The organism is Streptomyces sp. NPDC046716 (assembly GCF_040645755.1).
Lineage (GTDB): Bacteria > Actinomycetota > Actinomycetes > Streptomycetales > Streptomycetaceae > Streptomyces.
Genome location: NZ_JBEYYU010000037.1, coordinates 41,021 through 55,718, shown reverse-complemented (window position 1 = coordinate 55,718; position 14,698 = coordinate 41,021). Strand labels below are relative to the sequence as shown.

Annotated in this window: 15 protein-coding genes; 11 read left to right on the top strand and 4 right to left on the bottom strand. The window is 73.6% G+C overall.

Features of this window, described 5'->3' with window-relative positions:
* Positions 1 to 329 precede the first annotated feature (329 nt).
* The 10 genes from ABZ930_RS25900 to ABZ930_RS25855 are packed head-to-tail and all read left to right on the top strand — an operon-like array spanning position 330 to position 10,675.
* Positions 330 to 1,904, top strand: coding sequence for an ABC transporter substrate-binding protein (locus ABZ930_RS25900; RefSeq protein WP_361552195.1), 1,575 nt, complete (start codon positions 330 to 332; stop codon positions 1,902 to 1,904).
* Positions 1,901 to 2,932 carry an ABC transporter permease gene (locus tag ABZ930_RS25895; RefSeq protein WP_361552192.1) on the top strand — a complete coding sequence of 344 codons (1,032 nt, stop codon included), beginning with the start codon at positions 1,901 to 1,903 and terminating at the stop codon, positions 2,930 to 2,932. Before ABZ930_RS25900 ends, ABZ930_RS25895 begins: the two co-directional genes overlap by 4 nt.
* On the top strand, positions 2,929 to 3,867 hold the full coding sequence (locus tag ABZ930_RS25890) for an ABC transporter permease (RefSeq protein WP_361552189.1): 939 nt from the start codon (positions 2,929 to 2,931) through the stop codon (positions 3,865 to 3,867). Before ABZ930_RS25895 ends, ABZ930_RS25890 begins: the two co-directional genes overlap by 4 nt.
* The gene (locus ABZ930_RS25885; RefSeq protein WP_361552186.1) at positions 3,851 to 4,879 is read left to right on the top strand and encodes an ABC transporter ATP-binding protein; all 1,029 of its coding nucleotides are present in this window, start codon (positions 3,851 to 3,853) and stop codon (positions 4,877 to 4,879) included. The genes ABZ930_RS25890 and ABZ930_RS25885 overlap by 17 nt, the downstream gene beginning before the upstream one ends.
* Positions 4,876 to 5,877: an ABC transporter ATP-binding protein gene (locus tag ABZ930_RS25880; protein WP_361552183.1), complete on the top strand. Its 1,002-nt coding sequence runs from the start codon at positions 4,876 to 4,878 to the stop codon at positions 5,875 to 5,877. The genes ABZ930_RS25885 and ABZ930_RS25880 overlap by 4 nt, the downstream gene beginning before the upstream one ends.
* A gap of 38 nt (positions 5,878 to 5,915) precedes the next feature.
* A complete protein-coding gene (locus ABZ930_RS25875; protein ID WP_361552180.1) occupies positions 5,916 to 7,007 on the top strand; it encodes an LLM class flavin-dependent oxidoreductase in 1,092 nt (363 codons plus the stop codon).
* Positions 7,004 to 8,221, top strand: coding sequence for an acyl-CoA dehydrogenase family protein (locus ABZ930_RS25870; RefSeq protein ID WP_361552177.1), 1,218 nt, complete (start codon positions 7,004 to 7,006; stop codon positions 8,219 to 8,221). The genes ABZ930_RS25875 and ABZ930_RS25870 overlap by 4 nt, the downstream gene beginning before the upstream one ends.
* Positions 8,222 to 8,262: 41 nt before the next feature.
* Positions 8,263 to 9,345: an LLM class flavin-dependent oxidoreductase gene (locus ABZ930_RS25865; RefSeq protein ID WP_361552312.1), complete on the top strand. Its 1,083-nt coding sequence runs from the start codon at positions 8,263 to 8,265 to the stop codon at positions 9,343 to 9,345.
* On the top strand, positions 9,342 to 10,109 hold the full coding sequence (locus ABZ930_RS25860; RefSeq protein ID WP_361552174.1) for an alpha/beta hydrolase: 768 nt from the start codon (positions 9,342 to 9,344) through the stop codon (positions 10,107 to 10,109). The genes ABZ930_RS25865 and ABZ930_RS25860 overlap by 4 nt, the downstream gene beginning before the upstream one ends.
* A 26-nt stretch (positions 10,110 to 10,135) precedes the next feature.
* Complete coding sequence (locus ABZ930_RS25855) at positions 10,136 to 10,675, top strand: flavin reductase family protein (RefSeq protein ID WP_361552171.1); 540 nt, start codon at positions 10,136 to 10,138, stop codon at positions 10,673 to 10,675.
* Between the two features lie 35 nt (positions 10,676 to 10,710).
* Here ABZ930_RS25855 and ABZ930_RS25850 read toward each other — a convergent pair whose 3' ends face one another.
* Entirely contained in the window at positions 10,711 to 11,154 is a 444-nt protein-coding gene (locus ABZ930_RS25850) for a hypothetical protein (RefSeq protein WP_361552168.1), read from the bottom strand.
* Positions 11,155 to 11,278: 124 nt separating this feature from the next.
* Complete coding sequence (locus tag ABZ930_RS25845) at positions 11,279 to 11,770, bottom strand: nuclear transport factor 2 family protein (RefSeq protein ID WP_361552165.1); 492 nt, start codon at positions 11,768 to 11,770, stop codon at positions 11,279 to 11,281.
* A gap of 93 nt (positions 11,771 to 11,863) precedes the next feature.
* On the opposite strand from ABZ930_RS25845, the gene ABZ930_RS25840 reads away from it, so the two are divergent.
* Positions 11,864 to 12,343 (top strand): MarR family transcriptional regulator, encoded by a 480-nt coding sequence (locus ABZ930_RS25840; RefSeq protein WP_361552162.1) that lies wholly within the window; start codon positions 11,864 to 11,866, stop codon positions 12,341 to 12,343.
* Here ABZ930_RS25840 and ABZ930_RS25835 read toward each other — a convergent pair.
* Positions 12,321 to 13,679 (bottom strand): MFS transporter, encoded by a 1,359-nt coding sequence (locus tag ABZ930_RS25835; protein ID WP_361552159.1) that lies wholly within the window; start codon positions 13,677 to 13,679, stop codon positions 12,321 to 12,323. The two genes, ABZ930_RS25840 and ABZ930_RS25835, sit on opposite strands and share 23 nt — an antisense overlap.
* A gap of 60 nt (positions 13,680 to 13,739) precedes the next feature.
* On the bottom strand, positions 13,740 to 14,660 hold the full coding sequence (locus ABZ930_RS25830; protein ID WP_361552156.1) for an amidohydrolase family protein: 921 nt from the start codon (positions 14,658 to 14,660) through the stop codon (positions 13,740 to 13,742).
* Positions 14,661 to 14,698: the final 38 nt, after the last annotated feature.

Below are 14,698 nucleotides of genomic sequence, written 5' to 3'. Positions count from 1 at the left end.
CCAGCACGCACCCTCGTCGCACCGGCCGCAAGCCCGAGCAGCTCCGCCGCCGGGACATCCGTCCGCCACACCGAGGGCACGCACTGAACACCACGGGCACCACACGGGGTCAATGACACGGCTTCTGCCCCTGCGGCCGCCGCCTGCCCCTCCCGGCAGCGCGGGCCCGTGCCGAAGCCGGCCCGCCCCGCCTCTCGTGCCGACGCGGCCCTGTCTCCGCGTCGTCCTCCCCTGGCCTCCACCTCCTGTACCCGCGCCCCGCCGTCCGGGCGTTCCATGACCCGCCCGTGCGCCCGTCCGGCGCGGCGCGGTCAGAAAGGTGTGCTCCCATGCCTGCGTTCCGCCTGCCCACCGTCCCCCGACCGCCCTCGGGGCCGTCGTCACCCCTGCTCGACCGCCGCTCCTTCCTCGGCGTCTCGCTCGCCGCCGGGGCCTCCCTCGCCCTGACCGCCTGCGGCGGGCAGTCCACGTCGGCGGCCGGCAGCGACGGCGGCACCCTCAAGTGGGGCTGGGACCTGCCCACTTCATGGGATCCGGTCACCTCGTCGGCGGGCTGGGACGTGCACTCCCTCTCCCTCGTCTACGCGGCCCTGACCCAGCTCGACCCGCAGGGCGACGCCGTACCCGCGCTCGCCGAGAAGTGGACGTACAACGACGAGGGGACCGTGGTCACCTTCACGCTCCGCCAGGGAGCGACGTTCGGCGACGGCGGCCCGGTCGACGCGACGGCCGTGAAGAAGAGCCTCGAACGCGGCCGTGACGACGAGAAGTCCCTCGTGGCCTCCCAGCTGACCGGTGTGCGGAAGATCAGCGCCCTGGACGCGCACACCGTCGAACTCCGCCTGGCCGCACCCGACTTCCAGATACCGACCCTGCTCGCGGGCAAGACCGGGATGATCGTCGATCCGAAGGTCTTCGAGAAGGACCCCGCGAGCCTGGCCACGAAGCCGGCCGGCGCCGGACCGTACGCACTCGTCTCCTACGTGGAGAACTCCAAGGCGGTCCTCAAGCGCAACCCCGCCTACTGGGACGCGAAGAGAATCAAGACCGAGAACTTCGAGCTGTATCCGCTCCCGGAGCCCTCCACCGTCGTCGCGGCGCTCACGTCCGGCCAGTACAACGTCGCCCAGATCCCCGGCAGCCAGGTCAAGGCCGCCCGCGCCGCCGGACTCAAGGTGCAGGTCATCCCGTCCATGGTGGTGGCCGTCCTCGATGTGCACAACGGCCGCGAGCCCTTCACCGACCCGGACGTCATCCTCGCCCTGAAGTACGCCATCGACCGCGAGGAACTGCTGAAGACGGCCTCCTTCGGCTACGGCGAGACCACCCGACAGCCCTTCCCCAAGGGCTACGCGGGCCACGACCCCGCACTCGACAAGCTGTTCCCCCACGACCCGCAGAAGGCCAGGGAACTCCTCGCGAAGGCCGGCCACGCCGACGGGCTGAAACTCACGCTCACCACCCAGAAGGCGGAAGGCGTACCGGAGTTGATCCAGGCCCAGCTGAAGAAGGTCGGGATCACCGCCACCATCGAGACGATCCCCGCCGACCAGGCGACGCAGATCGTCTACATCCAGCGCGCCAAGGCGCTCAACGTCGACCAGTTCGCCGGACGCGACTCCGCCACCCAGGCCTTCCAGGTGCTGTTCGGCAAGGAGGGCCTGATGAACCCCGGGCGCACCACGACGCCCGCACTCGAAAAGGCCCTCGACGCCGTCCGCCGCACCCCGCTGGACGCGGCCGACTACCCCGAGGTGCTCCAGAAGGCCACCGGCATCGCGGTGCGCGACATGCCGAACGTGTTCCTGTACACCGTCCCGCGCATCCTCGCCCGCAACCCCGAGGTCTCCGAGATCCCCGCCTACACCGTCGTCCAGCGCTTCGACGGGGTGACCGTCGGATGAGCGCGCCCGCCGTCGGCTCCCGACGGGCCCGGCCGCTCGGCCGACTCGCCGCGGCGCCCCGCCCCCTCGGCCGGGCCGCCGTCACCACCGGCACCGTCTTCCTGCTCGCCTCGCTCCTGACGTTCGCACTCGGCGCGCTCTCCGCGGCCAACCCCGCGGCGGCCGTCCTCGGCGACCTCGCCACACCGGCCGACATCGCGCGCATGGAGGCCCAGTTCGGCCTCGACCGGCCGCTGCCCGTCCAGTACGTGAGCTGGCTCGGGCACGCGCTCAGCGGCGACCTCGGCGTCTCCTGGTTCACCGGGGTGCCGGTGGCGGACAGCATCGCCCAGGCCCTCCCCGTCGACCTGTCCATCGCCGGACTCGCGCTGCTGCTCGCCGTGGTGATCGGCGGCGGCGCCGGGATCGCCGCCGCGCTGCACGCGGGCGGGCGGATCGACCGGGCCGTCACCCTCGTCTGTTCGGTGCTCGCGACACTGCCGCCGTTCCTCATCGGGATCGTCCTGATCGTCGTCTTCGCCGTCCAGTTCGGCGCGCTGCCCACCGGCGGCTACGAGCCGCTGAACGCGGGCGCCGGGCCCTGGCTGCGGTACGCGATCCTGCCCGCCCTCGCGCTCAGCCTCGACGCCGCCGCCTCCCTCGCCCGGCAACTGCGCACCTCCCTGGTCGGGGCGTTGCGCGAGAACTACGTCGTCGGCGCCGAGATGCGCGGATTCTCCGCCCGGCGCGTGCTGTTCGGCCACGTCCTGCGCAACGCGGCGGGGCCCGCCCTCACCGTCCTCGGCATGAGCGTGCCGGTCATCCTCGGCGGCGCCGTCGTCACCGAGAAGATCTTCAACCTGCCGGGGATCGCCCAACTCTCCCTCCAGGCCGCCGAACGGCACGACATCCCCGTCGTGCAGGGCACGCTCCTGGTCACCGTCGCCGTCGTGCTCGTCGCCAACATCGCCGTCAACGCGGCCCTCGGCGCGCTCAATCCGGCCGCCCGCAGGAACGGGCGCGCCGCACGCAAGGGGGAGTCCGCATGAGAATCCTCCGGATCACCTGGCGGCAGCGCTCGGCCAAGGCCGCCCTCGCCGTGCTCGCCGTGGTGGCGGTGCTCGCCGTCGCGGGCGGCGCGCTCGCGCCGGCCGACCCGCTGGCGCAGCACCCCGCCGACATGCTCCAAGGTCCCAGCGCCGCCCACCTGTTGGGCACCGACTACCTCGGCCGGGACGTCCTGAGCCGTGTCGTGTCCGGGACGGCCCTCTCGATCGGCGGCGCGCTGGAGGCCGTCGGCGCCGCCCTGCTGGTCGGCGTCGTCCCGGGGCTCGCGTCGGTCTGGCTCGGCCCGGCCGTGGAATGGAGCACCCAACGGGCCGCCGACACGCTGATGATCATGCCGTTCACGGTCTTCGCGATCGCCGTCGTCGGAGCCCTCGGCAACGGCATGCACCAGGCCATGCTCGCCCTCGGCGTCCTCTTCGCGCCGCTGTACTTCCGCGTCACCCGGGCCGCCGCGCTCGGCCTGAAGCAGGCCCAGTACGTCGAGGCCGCCGAGCTGATGGGCGCCTCCCGCCGCTGGATCCTGCGCACCCACGTCTGGGGCAAGATCCTGCCGACGGTCGCGGTGACCACCGCACAGGTGACGGGCCAGGCCCTGCTGGTCGTCTCCTCGCTCACCTTCCTCGGCCTCGGCGTCAAGGCGCCCGCGCCGACCTGGGGCGGGATGCTCGCCTCCGACCTCGGCTATCTCGCCCAGCAGCCGTGGGCGCCGCTCGTGCCCGGCGCCGCGATCATGATCACCGTAGGGGCGCTCAACCTGCTCGCGGACGCGATCCGCGACGGCGGCGCGCAGCCCGTGGCCCTCGCCGCCGCGCCCCCCGCGCACCCGGCGCCGGAGAAGCCCGCCGCCGCGCCGGCGGCCCCCGTACTGGATCCCCGCCGGACCGAGGAGGCCGAGCGCCGTGTCACCACTGGCTGAACTCACCGGAACAGAGACGCCGACCGCCCCCGTCCTCACCGTCGAGGGCCTCGACGTGACCGTCGGCCCCTCCGTGACCGCCGTCCGCGACGTGTCCTTCACCCTCGCCCGCGGCGAGTCGGTCGGCCTGGTGGGGGAGTCGGGCAGCGGCAAGAGCCTCACCTGCCGCTCCGTGCTCGGCGTCCTGCCGCACGGCTGCGCGGTCGCCGCCGGAACGGCGACGCTCGCCACGGACGCCACCGACCTGACCGCCCTCACCCGCCGCGAGTGGAACGCCGTACGCGGCCGACGCGTCGGAGCCGTCTTCCAGGACCCCGCCTCGTACCTGAACCCCTCGCTCACCGTGGGCGGACAGCTCGCCGAACAACTGCGGGTCGGCCTCGGCCTCGCACGGTCCGCCGCACGACGCCGCGCCGTCGAACTGTTCGCGGCGGTCGGGCTGCACCGGCCGGCGGAACTCTTCCACCAGTACCCGCACGAGCTGTCCGGCGGCATGCTCCAGCGGGTCCTCATCGCCATCGCCGTCTCCTGCGAGCCGGAACTCCTCATCGCCGACGAGGCGACGACCGCCCTGGACGTCGTCATCCAGGCGGAGATCCTCGAACTGCTCCGGACCCTGCGGGCCGAACGCGGTCTCGCGCTCCTGCTCGTCACCCACGACCTCGCCGTCGTCGCCGAGGCCTGCGACCGCGTGATCGTCATGTACGCGGGCGAGATCGTCGAGGACGGGCCGACCGCCGAGGTGCTGGCCGCGCCCGCGCACCCGTACACCGAGGCGCTGCTGCGCGTGGCCTCCCTCGGCGACTGGGGACGCCGGGAACTCGACACCATCCCCGGCCGCCCGCCCGAGACGGGGGCCGAGCTGCCGGGCTGCCGGTTCGCCGAGCGGTGCGCCCACGCCACCCGCGAGTGCGACGACGGGCCGATCGCCCTGCGCACCCTGGGCGGTGGCCGGCGCACCCGCTGCATACGCCCCGCAGGACCCGCCGCACCGGAAGGAGCCACGCGGTGACCACCACTCCCGACACCCTGCTGGAGATCGACGGCCTCGCCGTGTCCTACGGACGCCGGGGCGCCGTCCGCGGAACCGCCCGGCGCACCCGGGTCCTCACCGGCGTCGAACTCGACGTCCGGGCGGGGGAGATCGTCGGCGTCATCGGCGAGACCGGCTCCGGCAAGACCACCCTCGCCCGGGCCGCCGTCGGCCTGGTGCGGCCCGATGCCGGCGCCGTGCGCTTCGGCGGCCGGGAGCTGACCGGGCTCGACCGGCGCGCCCTGCGCGCGTTCCGGCGCTCGGGCCAGGTCCAGTACATGTTCCAGGATCCGCTGCGCTCCCAGGACCCCGACCTGACGGTCCGCCGGATCGTCGCCGAACCCCTCACGGTGGCGGGCTTCCTCACCCGGCAGGAACGGGCCGCACGCGCCGACGAGGCGCTGGCCCTCGTCGGCCTGGAGGCCGACCGGTTCGGGGACCGCGTCCCCGCACAGCTCTCCGGCGGCCAGCGGCAGCGCGTCTCGCTCGCCCGGGCCATCGTCACCCGGCCCCGGCTGCTGTTCAGCGACGAACCCGTCAGCGCCCTCGACGCCTCCAACCGCAATCTCGTCCTCGCCCTCCTCGACCGGCTCCGCAGGGAACTGGGCCTCTCCATCGTCGTCATCTCCCACGACCTGTCCTCCCTCGCCGGCATCGCCGACCGGGTCGCCGTCCTCTACCGGGGCCGGCTCGTCGAACAGGGCCCCATCGGCGACGTCCTCCAGCACCCGCGCCACCCCTACACGGCCCTGCTCACCGCCTCCGCCCCCAGCGTCCGGGGCGAACACCGGCTGCTCCCGGCCCAGTTGAGGGCGCCCGGCGACCGCGAGCCCTGGCCGGACGGCACCGGCTGCGTGTTCGCCGCGCGCTGCCGGTTCGCCGACGACACCTGCCGCACGGAGCCCGAAGCGGTCCGCGCCGCCGAGCGCACCGTGGCCTGCCACCACGCCGCGACGTGGCGCGAGCGCATCAACTGAACCGTCTCTCTCCTCACCCCTTCTGGAGTCACCCCGCCATGTCCGTCGAATTCATCGGCTTCGCCGCCACCCACGAGTCCAGCGAGAGCGGCCCCCGCCCCGAAGGCCCCGTCGTCCAGCCCGAGTACGTACGCGAGGTCGCGCGCGTCCACGAGGCGTCCGGCTTCGACCGGGTCCTGATCGCCCACTCCTCCGCGAGCCCCGACGGCTTCGTCGTCGCCGACCAGGTCCTTCAGCACACCAGCCGCCTCGGCGTCCTCCTCGCCCACCGGCCCGGCTTCGTCGCCCCGACCCTGGCGGCCCGCAAGTTCGCCACCCTGGACGCCTTCCACCCGGGCCGGGTCGCGCTGCACGTCATCACCGGCGGCGACGACGCCGACCAGGCTCGCGACGGCGACTTCACCGACAAGCCGACCCGCTACCGCCGCACCGACGACTTCCTCGACGTGGTCCGCAAGGAATGGACCTCCACCGAACCCTTCGACCACGAGGGCGAGTTCTACCGGGTCGCGGGCGGCCTCTCCACGGTCCGCCCGGCCGCCCCGATCCCCGTCTACTTCGGCGGCGCCTCCGCCGACGCCGTCCGCACCGGCGGCAGGCACGCCGACGTCTACGCCTTCTGGGGCGAGCCGCTGGCCGGTGTCGCCGAGCGCATCCGCGAGGTACGGGCCGCCGCCGCGCCGCACGGCCGCAGCCCCCGGTTCAGCGTCAGCCTGCGGCCGATCGCCGCCGCGACCGAGACCGAGGCATGGGAGCGGGCCAGGGAGATCCTGCGCCTGACCAAGGAACGCTTCGGCGACCTGCGGAAGTCCTTCCCCCTCGACCACGCCGAGCAGCGCGGCTCCCAGCGTCTTCTGGAGTACGCGGCCCAGGGCGAGGTCCACGACAAGCGGCTGTGGACCGAGATCGCCCGGACGACGGGCGCCGCCGGCAACTCCACCGCTCTGGTGGGCAGTTACGAGCAGGTCGCCGACGCCCTCCTGGACTATGTGGCGCTGGGCGTCACCACGCTCCTCATCCGCGGCTTCTCCCCGCTCGCCGACGCCCGCGACTACGGCACCCTCATCGACCTGGTGCGCTCCTCGCCCGCGGCGGCCGCCTCGACGGACGAGGCCGTGGTGCCCGCGTGAGCCTGGCCCGTACGCATCCCCGTCCCGAACCCGCCGCCGACCGGGGCACCGACCTCCCCGCCCTGCGGCTCGACCGGCTCCCCGAGATCACCCGCGCCCTCGCCGCCCGCGCCGACACCCACGACCGGGAGGCGTCCTTCCCCGCCGACGGCATCGCCCTCGTCCACGACGCGGGACTGCTCACCGCGACCGTCGCCGCCCGGCACGGCGGGCCCGGCGCCGGACTCACGGACACCGTCCGCATCCTGCGCGCCCTCGGCACGGGCGACCCCGCCGTCGCCCTGATCAGCGCCATGACCCTGTTCGTGCACGCGGCCGAGGCCCGGACGCCGCGCTGGCCCACGGCCGCGTACGCCGAATTCCTCGACACCGCGGCGGTCCGCCCCGCCCTGGTCAACCATCTGCGCGTCGAACCCGAGCTGGGCAGCCCGGTCCGCGGCGGACTGCCCGCGACCACCGCCCACCGCGCGGGCGACCACTGGCTGCTCACCGGCCGCAAGATCTACTCGACGGGCGCCGTCGGACTCGACCGGATGCTCGTCTGGGCCCGCACCGACGAGGACCCGGTGCGCGTCGGCTCGTTCCTGGTCCCCGGGGACAGCCCGGGGCTGACCGTCGAGCCGACCTGGGACCACGTCGGACTGCGGGCGAGCCGCAGCGACGACGTGCTCCTCGACCGCGTACGCGTCCCCGTGGACGACGTCGTCGCGCTGGCCGCCCCCGGTCCCGCGACGCCGGACGCCGTGAGCGGCGCCTGGGGCGCGCTCGGCCTCACCGCCCTGTACCTCGGGGTCGCCGAGGCCGCCCGCGACTGGCTCGTCGGCTTCCTCCACGAACGCGTCCCCACCGGACTCGGCGCCCCGCTCGCCACCCTGCCCCGCTTCCAGAGCGCCGTCGGCGAGATCGAGACCGCGCTGACCGGCGCCACCGTCCTCGTCGACGCGCTCGCGGCTGCCGTCGACGCGGGCGACCCGGACGCCCCCGGCCGGGCGGGCGCCGCCAAACTCCTCGGCACCCGCGCCGCCATCGGCGCCGTCGAACAGGCCCTCCAGCTCACCGGCAACCACGGCCTGACCCGTGCGGGCCCGCTCCAGCGGCACTACCGCGACGTGCTCTGCAGCCGGATCCACACCCCGCAGGACGACTCCCTCCTCACCGCCGCCGGCCGCGCGGCCCTCGACCGCCACCCCCTCGCAGCGAAGGACACCCAGTGACCACGACCCGACCCCCCTCCCGGACCGTCGAGTTCATCGGCATGATCGGCACCCGCGACGGCTCCGAGACCCGGCCGGCCCACGGCCCGGTGATCGACCCGGCGTACACCGCCCGGTTCGCCCGCGCCCACGAGGACGCCGGCTTCGACCGCATCCTCATCGGCTACAGCTCCACCCGGCCCGACGGCGCCCAGGTCGCCGCGTACGTCGCCGCCCGCACCGAACGCCTCGGCCTGCTCATCGCCCACCGGCCCGGCGTCATCGCCCCGACGCTCGCCGCACGCAGCTTCGCCACCCTCGACCGATTCACCGGGGGACGGGTCGCCGTCCACACCATCACCGGCGGAGACGACACCGAACAGCGGCGCGACGGCGACTACCTGGACAAGGACGAGCGCTACGACCGGACCGACGAATACCTCGGCATCCTCCGGCGCGCCTGGTCCGCCGACACGTCCTTCGGCCACCAGGGCCGCCACTACCGCTTCGAGGACTACACCCCCGGCGTGCTGCCCCACCGGGAGTCCGGCATCCCGCTCTACTTCGGCGGATCGTCCGAGGCCGCCTACCGGGTGGGCGGCAAGCACGCCGACACGTTCGCGCTGTGGGGCGAGCCGCTCGCCGAGACCGCCCAGCAGATCGCCGCCGTCCGCGCGGCCGCCGAGGCCGCCGGCCGCACCGAACCCCCGGGCATCAGCGTCTCCTTCCGTCCCATTCTGGCCCCGACCGAGGAACTCGCCTGGGAACGCGCCCACCGCATCCTCGACACCATCAAGGCCGGACCGGGCCGCCCCTTCTTCCCCAACTCCGCCGCCGTGCCGCAGAACACCGGGTCCCAGCGGCTGCTCGCCGCCGCGGCCAAGGGCGATCTGCACGACCGCTGCCTGTGGACGCCGACCGCCACCGCGAGCGGCGCGGGCGGCAACACCACCGCCCTCGTCGGCACCCCCGAGACGGTGGCCCGGGCCCTGCTCGACTACATCGACATCGGCGCCACCACGATCCTCATCCGCGGTTACGACCCGCTCGACGACGCCATCGACTACGGACGCCATCTGCTGCCCCTGGTCCGTCAGGAACTCGCCCACCGCGCCGCCCTCACCCCCGCAGGAAGCACCCGATGACCCACGTCGCCCCGGCCGCCACCGCGCACAGCTGGCGGCCGCCCGCACCGATCGCCCCGCGCGGCACCCTCGTCGTCCTCCCCGGACGCGGTGAACACGGCCCGGTCTACGAGCGGTTCGGCCGCCGCCTGTCGGCGGACGGGTACGTCGTGCACGCCCTGGACACCACACCCGAGCACGACGCCGCCGACATCCTCCTGGCGGTGGCCGGGGTGCTCGGCACGGCCCCCGCCGCCCCGGTCGTCCTCGTCGGCAGCGACACGGGCGCCCTCCAGGCGCTGAACGCCGCCGCGCGGGCCGGGGGAGAGGTGCCGCTCGCCGGACTCGTCCTCGCCGGGACGGCGTCGGCGGCCGGGGGCGAGGCCCTGGACTGGGACGCGGAGCTGACCGCCCGCACCTCCTGCCCGACGCACCGTCAGAAGCTCAACGAAGACGCCGAGTTCGGCCGTGGCAGGCTCACCGACGCTCTCCCCGTCCACCTCCTGACCGCGGACGGCGCCCCGGCCGTCCCCGTGCTGCTGTTGCACGGCGGCGCCGACCCGCTGACACCCCTCGAAGAGGCCCGCGCGCTCGCCCGCCGCCTTCCGCGCGCCGACTTCGGTGTCGTGCGCGACGGCGTGCACGACGTCCTCAACGACGCCTCCCACCGCACGACCGCGGCCGCCGTCGTCCAGTGGCTGGAACGCCTGCGGGCCGACGACGGCCTGCGCCCGATCCTCACCCTCGAACGGCCCGATCCGCTCCAGCCGCTCGAACAGCACTGACCGCGACCGACCGAAAGGCGAGCGCCATGACCACCACGTCCCTCCAGCCCGTACACCCGTCCACGGCCACCGGGGCTCCCGGGGCCGCCGACGCCGTCGGGGCCGACGCGATCCTCCGCCGCACCCTGCGTCGGCACGCCTCCGGCATCACCGTGATCACCGTTCCCGGACCCGCCGGATTCACCGCGACGTCGTTCACGTCCGTCTCGCTCGAACCGGCCCTCGTCTCCTTCTGCCTCGGCGCCACCGCGTCGACCGCCGCCGCGGTCCAGCGCGCCGAGCGGTTCGCCGTCCACCTGCTCGGTGCGGAGAACACCGACCTGGCCCGGCAGTTCGCCCGCAGCGGCATCGATCGCTTCGAGGGAGTCCGGTACCGGCGGGAGGCCGACGGTCTGCCCGTCCTGACCGACGCCCCGGCCTGGCTCACCGCCCGGGTCGTCTCCCTCCAGCGCCTCGGTGATCACCACCTCGTCGTCGGCCAGATCGACTCCGGCGACGTCCGGCAGGAGGCTCCGGCGCTGGTGCACCACGCGGGAGAGTTCGCGTCGGTCTCCGCCGTGGGCTGACCGGTCCGGAACGGACGAACCGGGCACGCGTGCGTTCAGGCGGTGTGCGGTTCGTCGTTCACGCCGGCCGACGGTGCGGCGGTCGGCGGGGTGAGGGAGTGGTACGCGGCGCGGGCGTGGGCCAGGCGCGCCGCCGTGGTGCCGACGAGGGTGGCGCCGAGGAGGCAGGTGAGCCAGAGGCTGTCACGGTCCGCGGTCCAGCTCAGCGTGCCCGTGGGCGGGATCGCGAACCCGTTGAGGAACAGCCAGCACAGCACGGCGGTGCCGGGCGCCGCCGTGAAGCGGGCGAAGAAGCCCAACAGGGTCGCGAGCACGGACAGCACCGTGAGCGCGAGCAGCGGCCGGGTCTGCCCGGCGACCGAGTTGAGGAGCACCACGAACAGCAGCGCCGTGGCGCAGGCGGCCGCCCACACCAGCGGCGTCGCCACGGGCCGGGGGACGGGGCGCTGCCCGGCTCTCAGGAACACCCACTTGATCACGTTCGTGCTTCCTTCCGGCACCGGCGACGGACGGGCAGGCCGACGCACACCGCCGATGCGGCCACGGCCGTACGGGCTGCCAGGACCGCCATTCTCCCACCCGCCCCACGCCGACCGGCCGGGGTCACCCGGCCTGTGCCGCCGCGGCCCTGCCCCGCGCCGTAGCCCGGGCCAGCACCTCGGGGTCGGAGGCCCACAGGAGGGTGCCGCCGAGACGGGTGATGCGCCAGCCGTCCGCCGTGCGGGTGGCCTCGACGCGGCACCGTTCGCCCAGGGTGAGGGCCGGCGCGGGGACCGTCGCCGGTGTCCCCGCCGGATCGTGGGCCACCAGGAAGATCAGCCGGTTGAGGTCCACGGCGGCGCGGTCGCCGTCGAGCTCGACGGCCGGGTTGGTGTGCAGGTGCTGGGTCACGGCCCAGTTCGACCGGCCGCGCGCCGCCTGCGCGGTGAGCGCGTCGATGCCGCGGGAGAGCCCGCCCGGCGTCACCGCCTCCGCGTCCGGGGTGAAGATCGCCGCGGTCTCGTCGGCGGTGAAACGGCTCTCGTCCAGCCAGCGGTCCCAGCGGGCGAGCAGATCTAGCAGAGCGGCGCGGTCGTCGAGCATGGCGTCGGACATGGAGAACCCCTCGTTGCGTTAGCCGTACTAACGTTTATGTCGCTAACGAAAGTAGGCCGTTAGGGGAACTAACGCAAGGGGTACGATCCCGCCATGCCCGCAGAACGCCCGGAGTCCCCGGAACCCCCAGGGGTCGCACCCCCGGTCCCCGCCCGCCTCGACGGCCTCCCCAGCAGGTTGCTCAACCTCGCCGCCATGCGCGCCGACCGGGTGGTGGGGGAGAAGCTCGCCGGCGCCGACTCCCGCCGGTGGCACTACGCGGTGCTGGCCGTCCTCGCCGAGAGCGGCCCCGCCAGCCAGGCCGGACTCAGCCGCCGTACCGGCATCTACCGCAGCGACATGGTGGCCGTCCTCAACGAGCTGGCGGAGCGGCGGCACGTCGAGCGTGCCCCCGACCCCGACGACCGCCGGCGCAACGTCGTCACCGTCACCCCCTCGGGCCGCCGCCACCTCGCCCGCCTGGACCTGCTGATCGCCGAGGCCCAGCGGGAGCTCCTGGAGCCGCTGACGGAGCCTCAACGCGGCCAACTGGTCGAGCTGTTGACCCGGCTCACCGCGGGAGGGCATCCCTGACCGGAGCGGGGGCGGCCGGCCGGACGCGCCGTGTGCGCGGGCCGAAGACGGCCAGCACCAGCGCCCCGACCGTCCACGTGCCGGCGATGAAGAAGAAGACGCTCCGGTAGCCGTGGCCGTTGTAGAGCGCCGCCACGATCAGCGGTCCCGCCGCGTTGGACAGCCGGCCGAGCCCGTACGAGACGCTCGTGCCCAGCGAGCGTCCTGGAGTGTCGAACAGCTCGGGGGAGTAGGCGTACGCCAGGGCCGTGTAACCGCGCTCGAAGAAGTTCACCAGGAAGCCGAACACGACGATGAGCGCCGGGCTGAACGTGAGCCCGTACAACAGGCCGCACACCGCGATGACCAGGCCGAACGCCGTCAGCGACCACTTGCGTTCGAAACGGTCGGTGACCAGGGAGGCGAGATAGGAGCCCAGCGGCGCGCCGACCGTCGTCAGCGCCACGTAGAACACGGACTTCTCCACACTGAAGCCCTCTTTCGCCAGCAGGGTCGGCGCCCAGCTCGAATAACCGAAGAAGCCGATGGTCTGCGTCACCCACAGCACGGTGAGCAGCAGCGTCGGGTAGAGGTACTTCTTCTGCAGGAGCAGCTTCAACGGCCGCTTGGGGGAGGGGACTTCGGCGACCGGAGGGGCCGGTTCGGGGAGCGGGCCGTGCTCCGCGGCGACCCGCGCCTCGATCTCGCGCAGCACCGCGTCGGCGGCGGCGTGGTCGCCCCGGCTCTCGTGCCAGCGCGGCGACTCCTTGAGATGCCTCGTGAACAGGACCAGCAGGATGCCCAGGGATCCCCACAGATAGACCAGGCGCCACGACCAGTCGCTGAGCGGGACGACCAGGCTGGCGATGAGGTTGGTGACCGGGGTGCCGCAGATGCCGATGACGATCGCGTACGCCTGGTACTTGCCGCGGACCGCCGCCGGGTACATCTCGTTGACGTAGACGACAGCGACCACGGTCATCGCCGACAGGCCCGCCGAGGTCAGCACGCGGAACACGCCCAGGGACCACAGGTCCCAGGAGAAGACCGAGGCGAACGAGAACAGCGCGAAGAAGAACGTCGTCCACAGCAGCGCACGTTTGCGGCCCCAGCGGTCGGCGATCACTCCGCCGACGAGCGAACCGATGAACATGCCGACGAACGACAGCGAGGTGACATAGGCGACCTGATCGACCGTCACCCCCCATACGTCGACGAGCTTGGGCGCCGTGGTCGCGAAGCTGTTGATGTCCGCGAACTCGAAGAAGTACGCGAAGGACACGGCGAGCAGGGTGAGTTTGTGGAACCGGGCGATGGGGAGCCGGTCGAGCCGGTTCAGCGCGTTGGCAGAGTGCACGGGGACGCCTTTGTCGAATTCGTCGAACTGGTCGAAGGGTGGGCGGGAGGGCGAGGGAGGTCAGGCCTGCTCGCCGGGCCAGTACAGGCGCATCGGGTTGGCGACGAGGAGCCGGTGCCGCTGGTCGTCGGTGACCGCCACGTGCCGTACGTGGTCCACGAGGAGCCCGTCGTCGGGCATGTGGTCGGTGAGGTTCGGGTGCGGCCAGTCGGTGCCCCACAGCACCCGGTCGGGGAACTCCTCCACCACGCGGCGCCCGAACGGCACGACATCGGTGTAGGCGTGCCGCTCGCCGTCGAGGGCGGCGGGCCCGCCGACGCTCAGGCGCTCCGGGCAGGTCACCTTCACCCACACGTCGTGCCGCTCCACGAACCGCAGGAACCCGCTGAACTCCGGGCCGTCCACGGGCCTGCCCACGTCCGGGCGTCCCATGTGGTCCACCACCAGCGGCGCGGGCAACGAGCCGAAGAAGTCCGCCAGTTCGGGCAGCTCCGCGCTCTCGAAGTAGAGGACGATGTGCCAGCCCAGCGGGGCGATCTTCCGGGCGATTCTCCGCAGCGCCTCCTTCGGCGACGCGTCCACCAGGCGCCGTACGAAGTTGAAGCGGACCCCGCGCACACCCGCGGCGTCGAGGTCGCGCAGCTCGGCCCCGCTGATGTCCGGCCGGACGGTGGCGACACCGCGCGCCCTGCCGCCCGAGGCACGGACGGCGTCGACCATCGCGGAGTTGTCCGCGCCGTGACAGGTGGCCTGCACGATCACGTTGCGGGCGATGCCGAGGTGGTCGCGCAGCGCGAACAGCTCGTCCTTGCCGCCGTCGCAGGGCGTGTACTTGCGCTCGGGCGCGAAGCCGAACTCGGCCTGCGGGCCGAAGACATGGCAGTGCGTGTCGACGGTCCCGGCCGGCAGCCGGAACTCCGGCACCGACGGATCCCGGTACCAGTCGAGCCAGCCGGGGGTCTTGGGGGAGAGCGTGTGCATGAGAGGGGAACTCCTGAGGGGAGGGAGGGTCTTGTGCC

What these genes read in the sequence shown, in the direction of transcription:
- ABZ930_RS25900 (WP_361552195.1), top strand. Translation starts at nt 330, where the DNA reads ATGCCTGCGTTCCGCCTGCCCACCGTCCCCCGACCGCCCTCGGGGCCG.
- ABZ930_RS25895 (WP_361552192.1), top strand. Translation starts at nt 1,901, where the DNA reads ATGAGCGCGCCCGCCGTCGGCTCCCGACGGGCCCGGCCGCTCGGCCGA.
- ABZ930_RS25890 (WP_361552189.1), top strand. Translation starts at nt 2,929, where the DNA reads ATGAGAATCCTCCGGATCACCTGGCGGCAGCGCTCGGCCAAGGCCGCC.
- ABZ930_RS25875 (WP_361552180.1), top strand. Translation starts at nt 5,916, where the DNA reads ATGTCCGTCGAATTCATCGGCTTCGCCGCCACCCACGAGTCCAGCGAG.
- ABZ930_RS25865 (WP_361552312.1), top strand. Translation starts at nt 8,263, where the DNA reads ATGATCGGCACCCGCGACGGCTCCGAGACCCGGCCGGCCCACGGCCCG.
- ABZ930_RS25860 (WP_361552174.1), top strand. Translation starts at nt 9,342, where the DNA reads ATGACCCACGTCGCCCCGGCCGCCACCGCGCACAGCTGGCGGCCGCCC.
- ABZ930_RS25855 (WP_361552171.1), top strand. Translation starts at nt 10,136, where the DNA reads ATGACCACCACGTCCCTCCAGCCCGTACACCCGTCCACGGCCACCGGG.
- ABZ930_RS25845 (WP_361552165.1), bottom strand. Translation starts at nt 11,770, where the DNA reads ATGTCCGACGCCATGCTCGACGACCGCGCCGCTCTGCTAGATCTGCTC.
- ABZ930_RS25840 (WP_361552162.1), top strand. Translation starts at nt 11,864, where the DNA reads ATGCCCGCAGAACGCCCGGAGTCCCCGGAACCCCCAGGGGTCGCACCC.
- ABZ930_RS25830 (WP_361552156.1), bottom strand. Translation starts at nt 14,660, where the DNA reads ATGCACACGCTCTCCCCCAAGACCCCCGGCTGGCTCGACTGGTACCGG.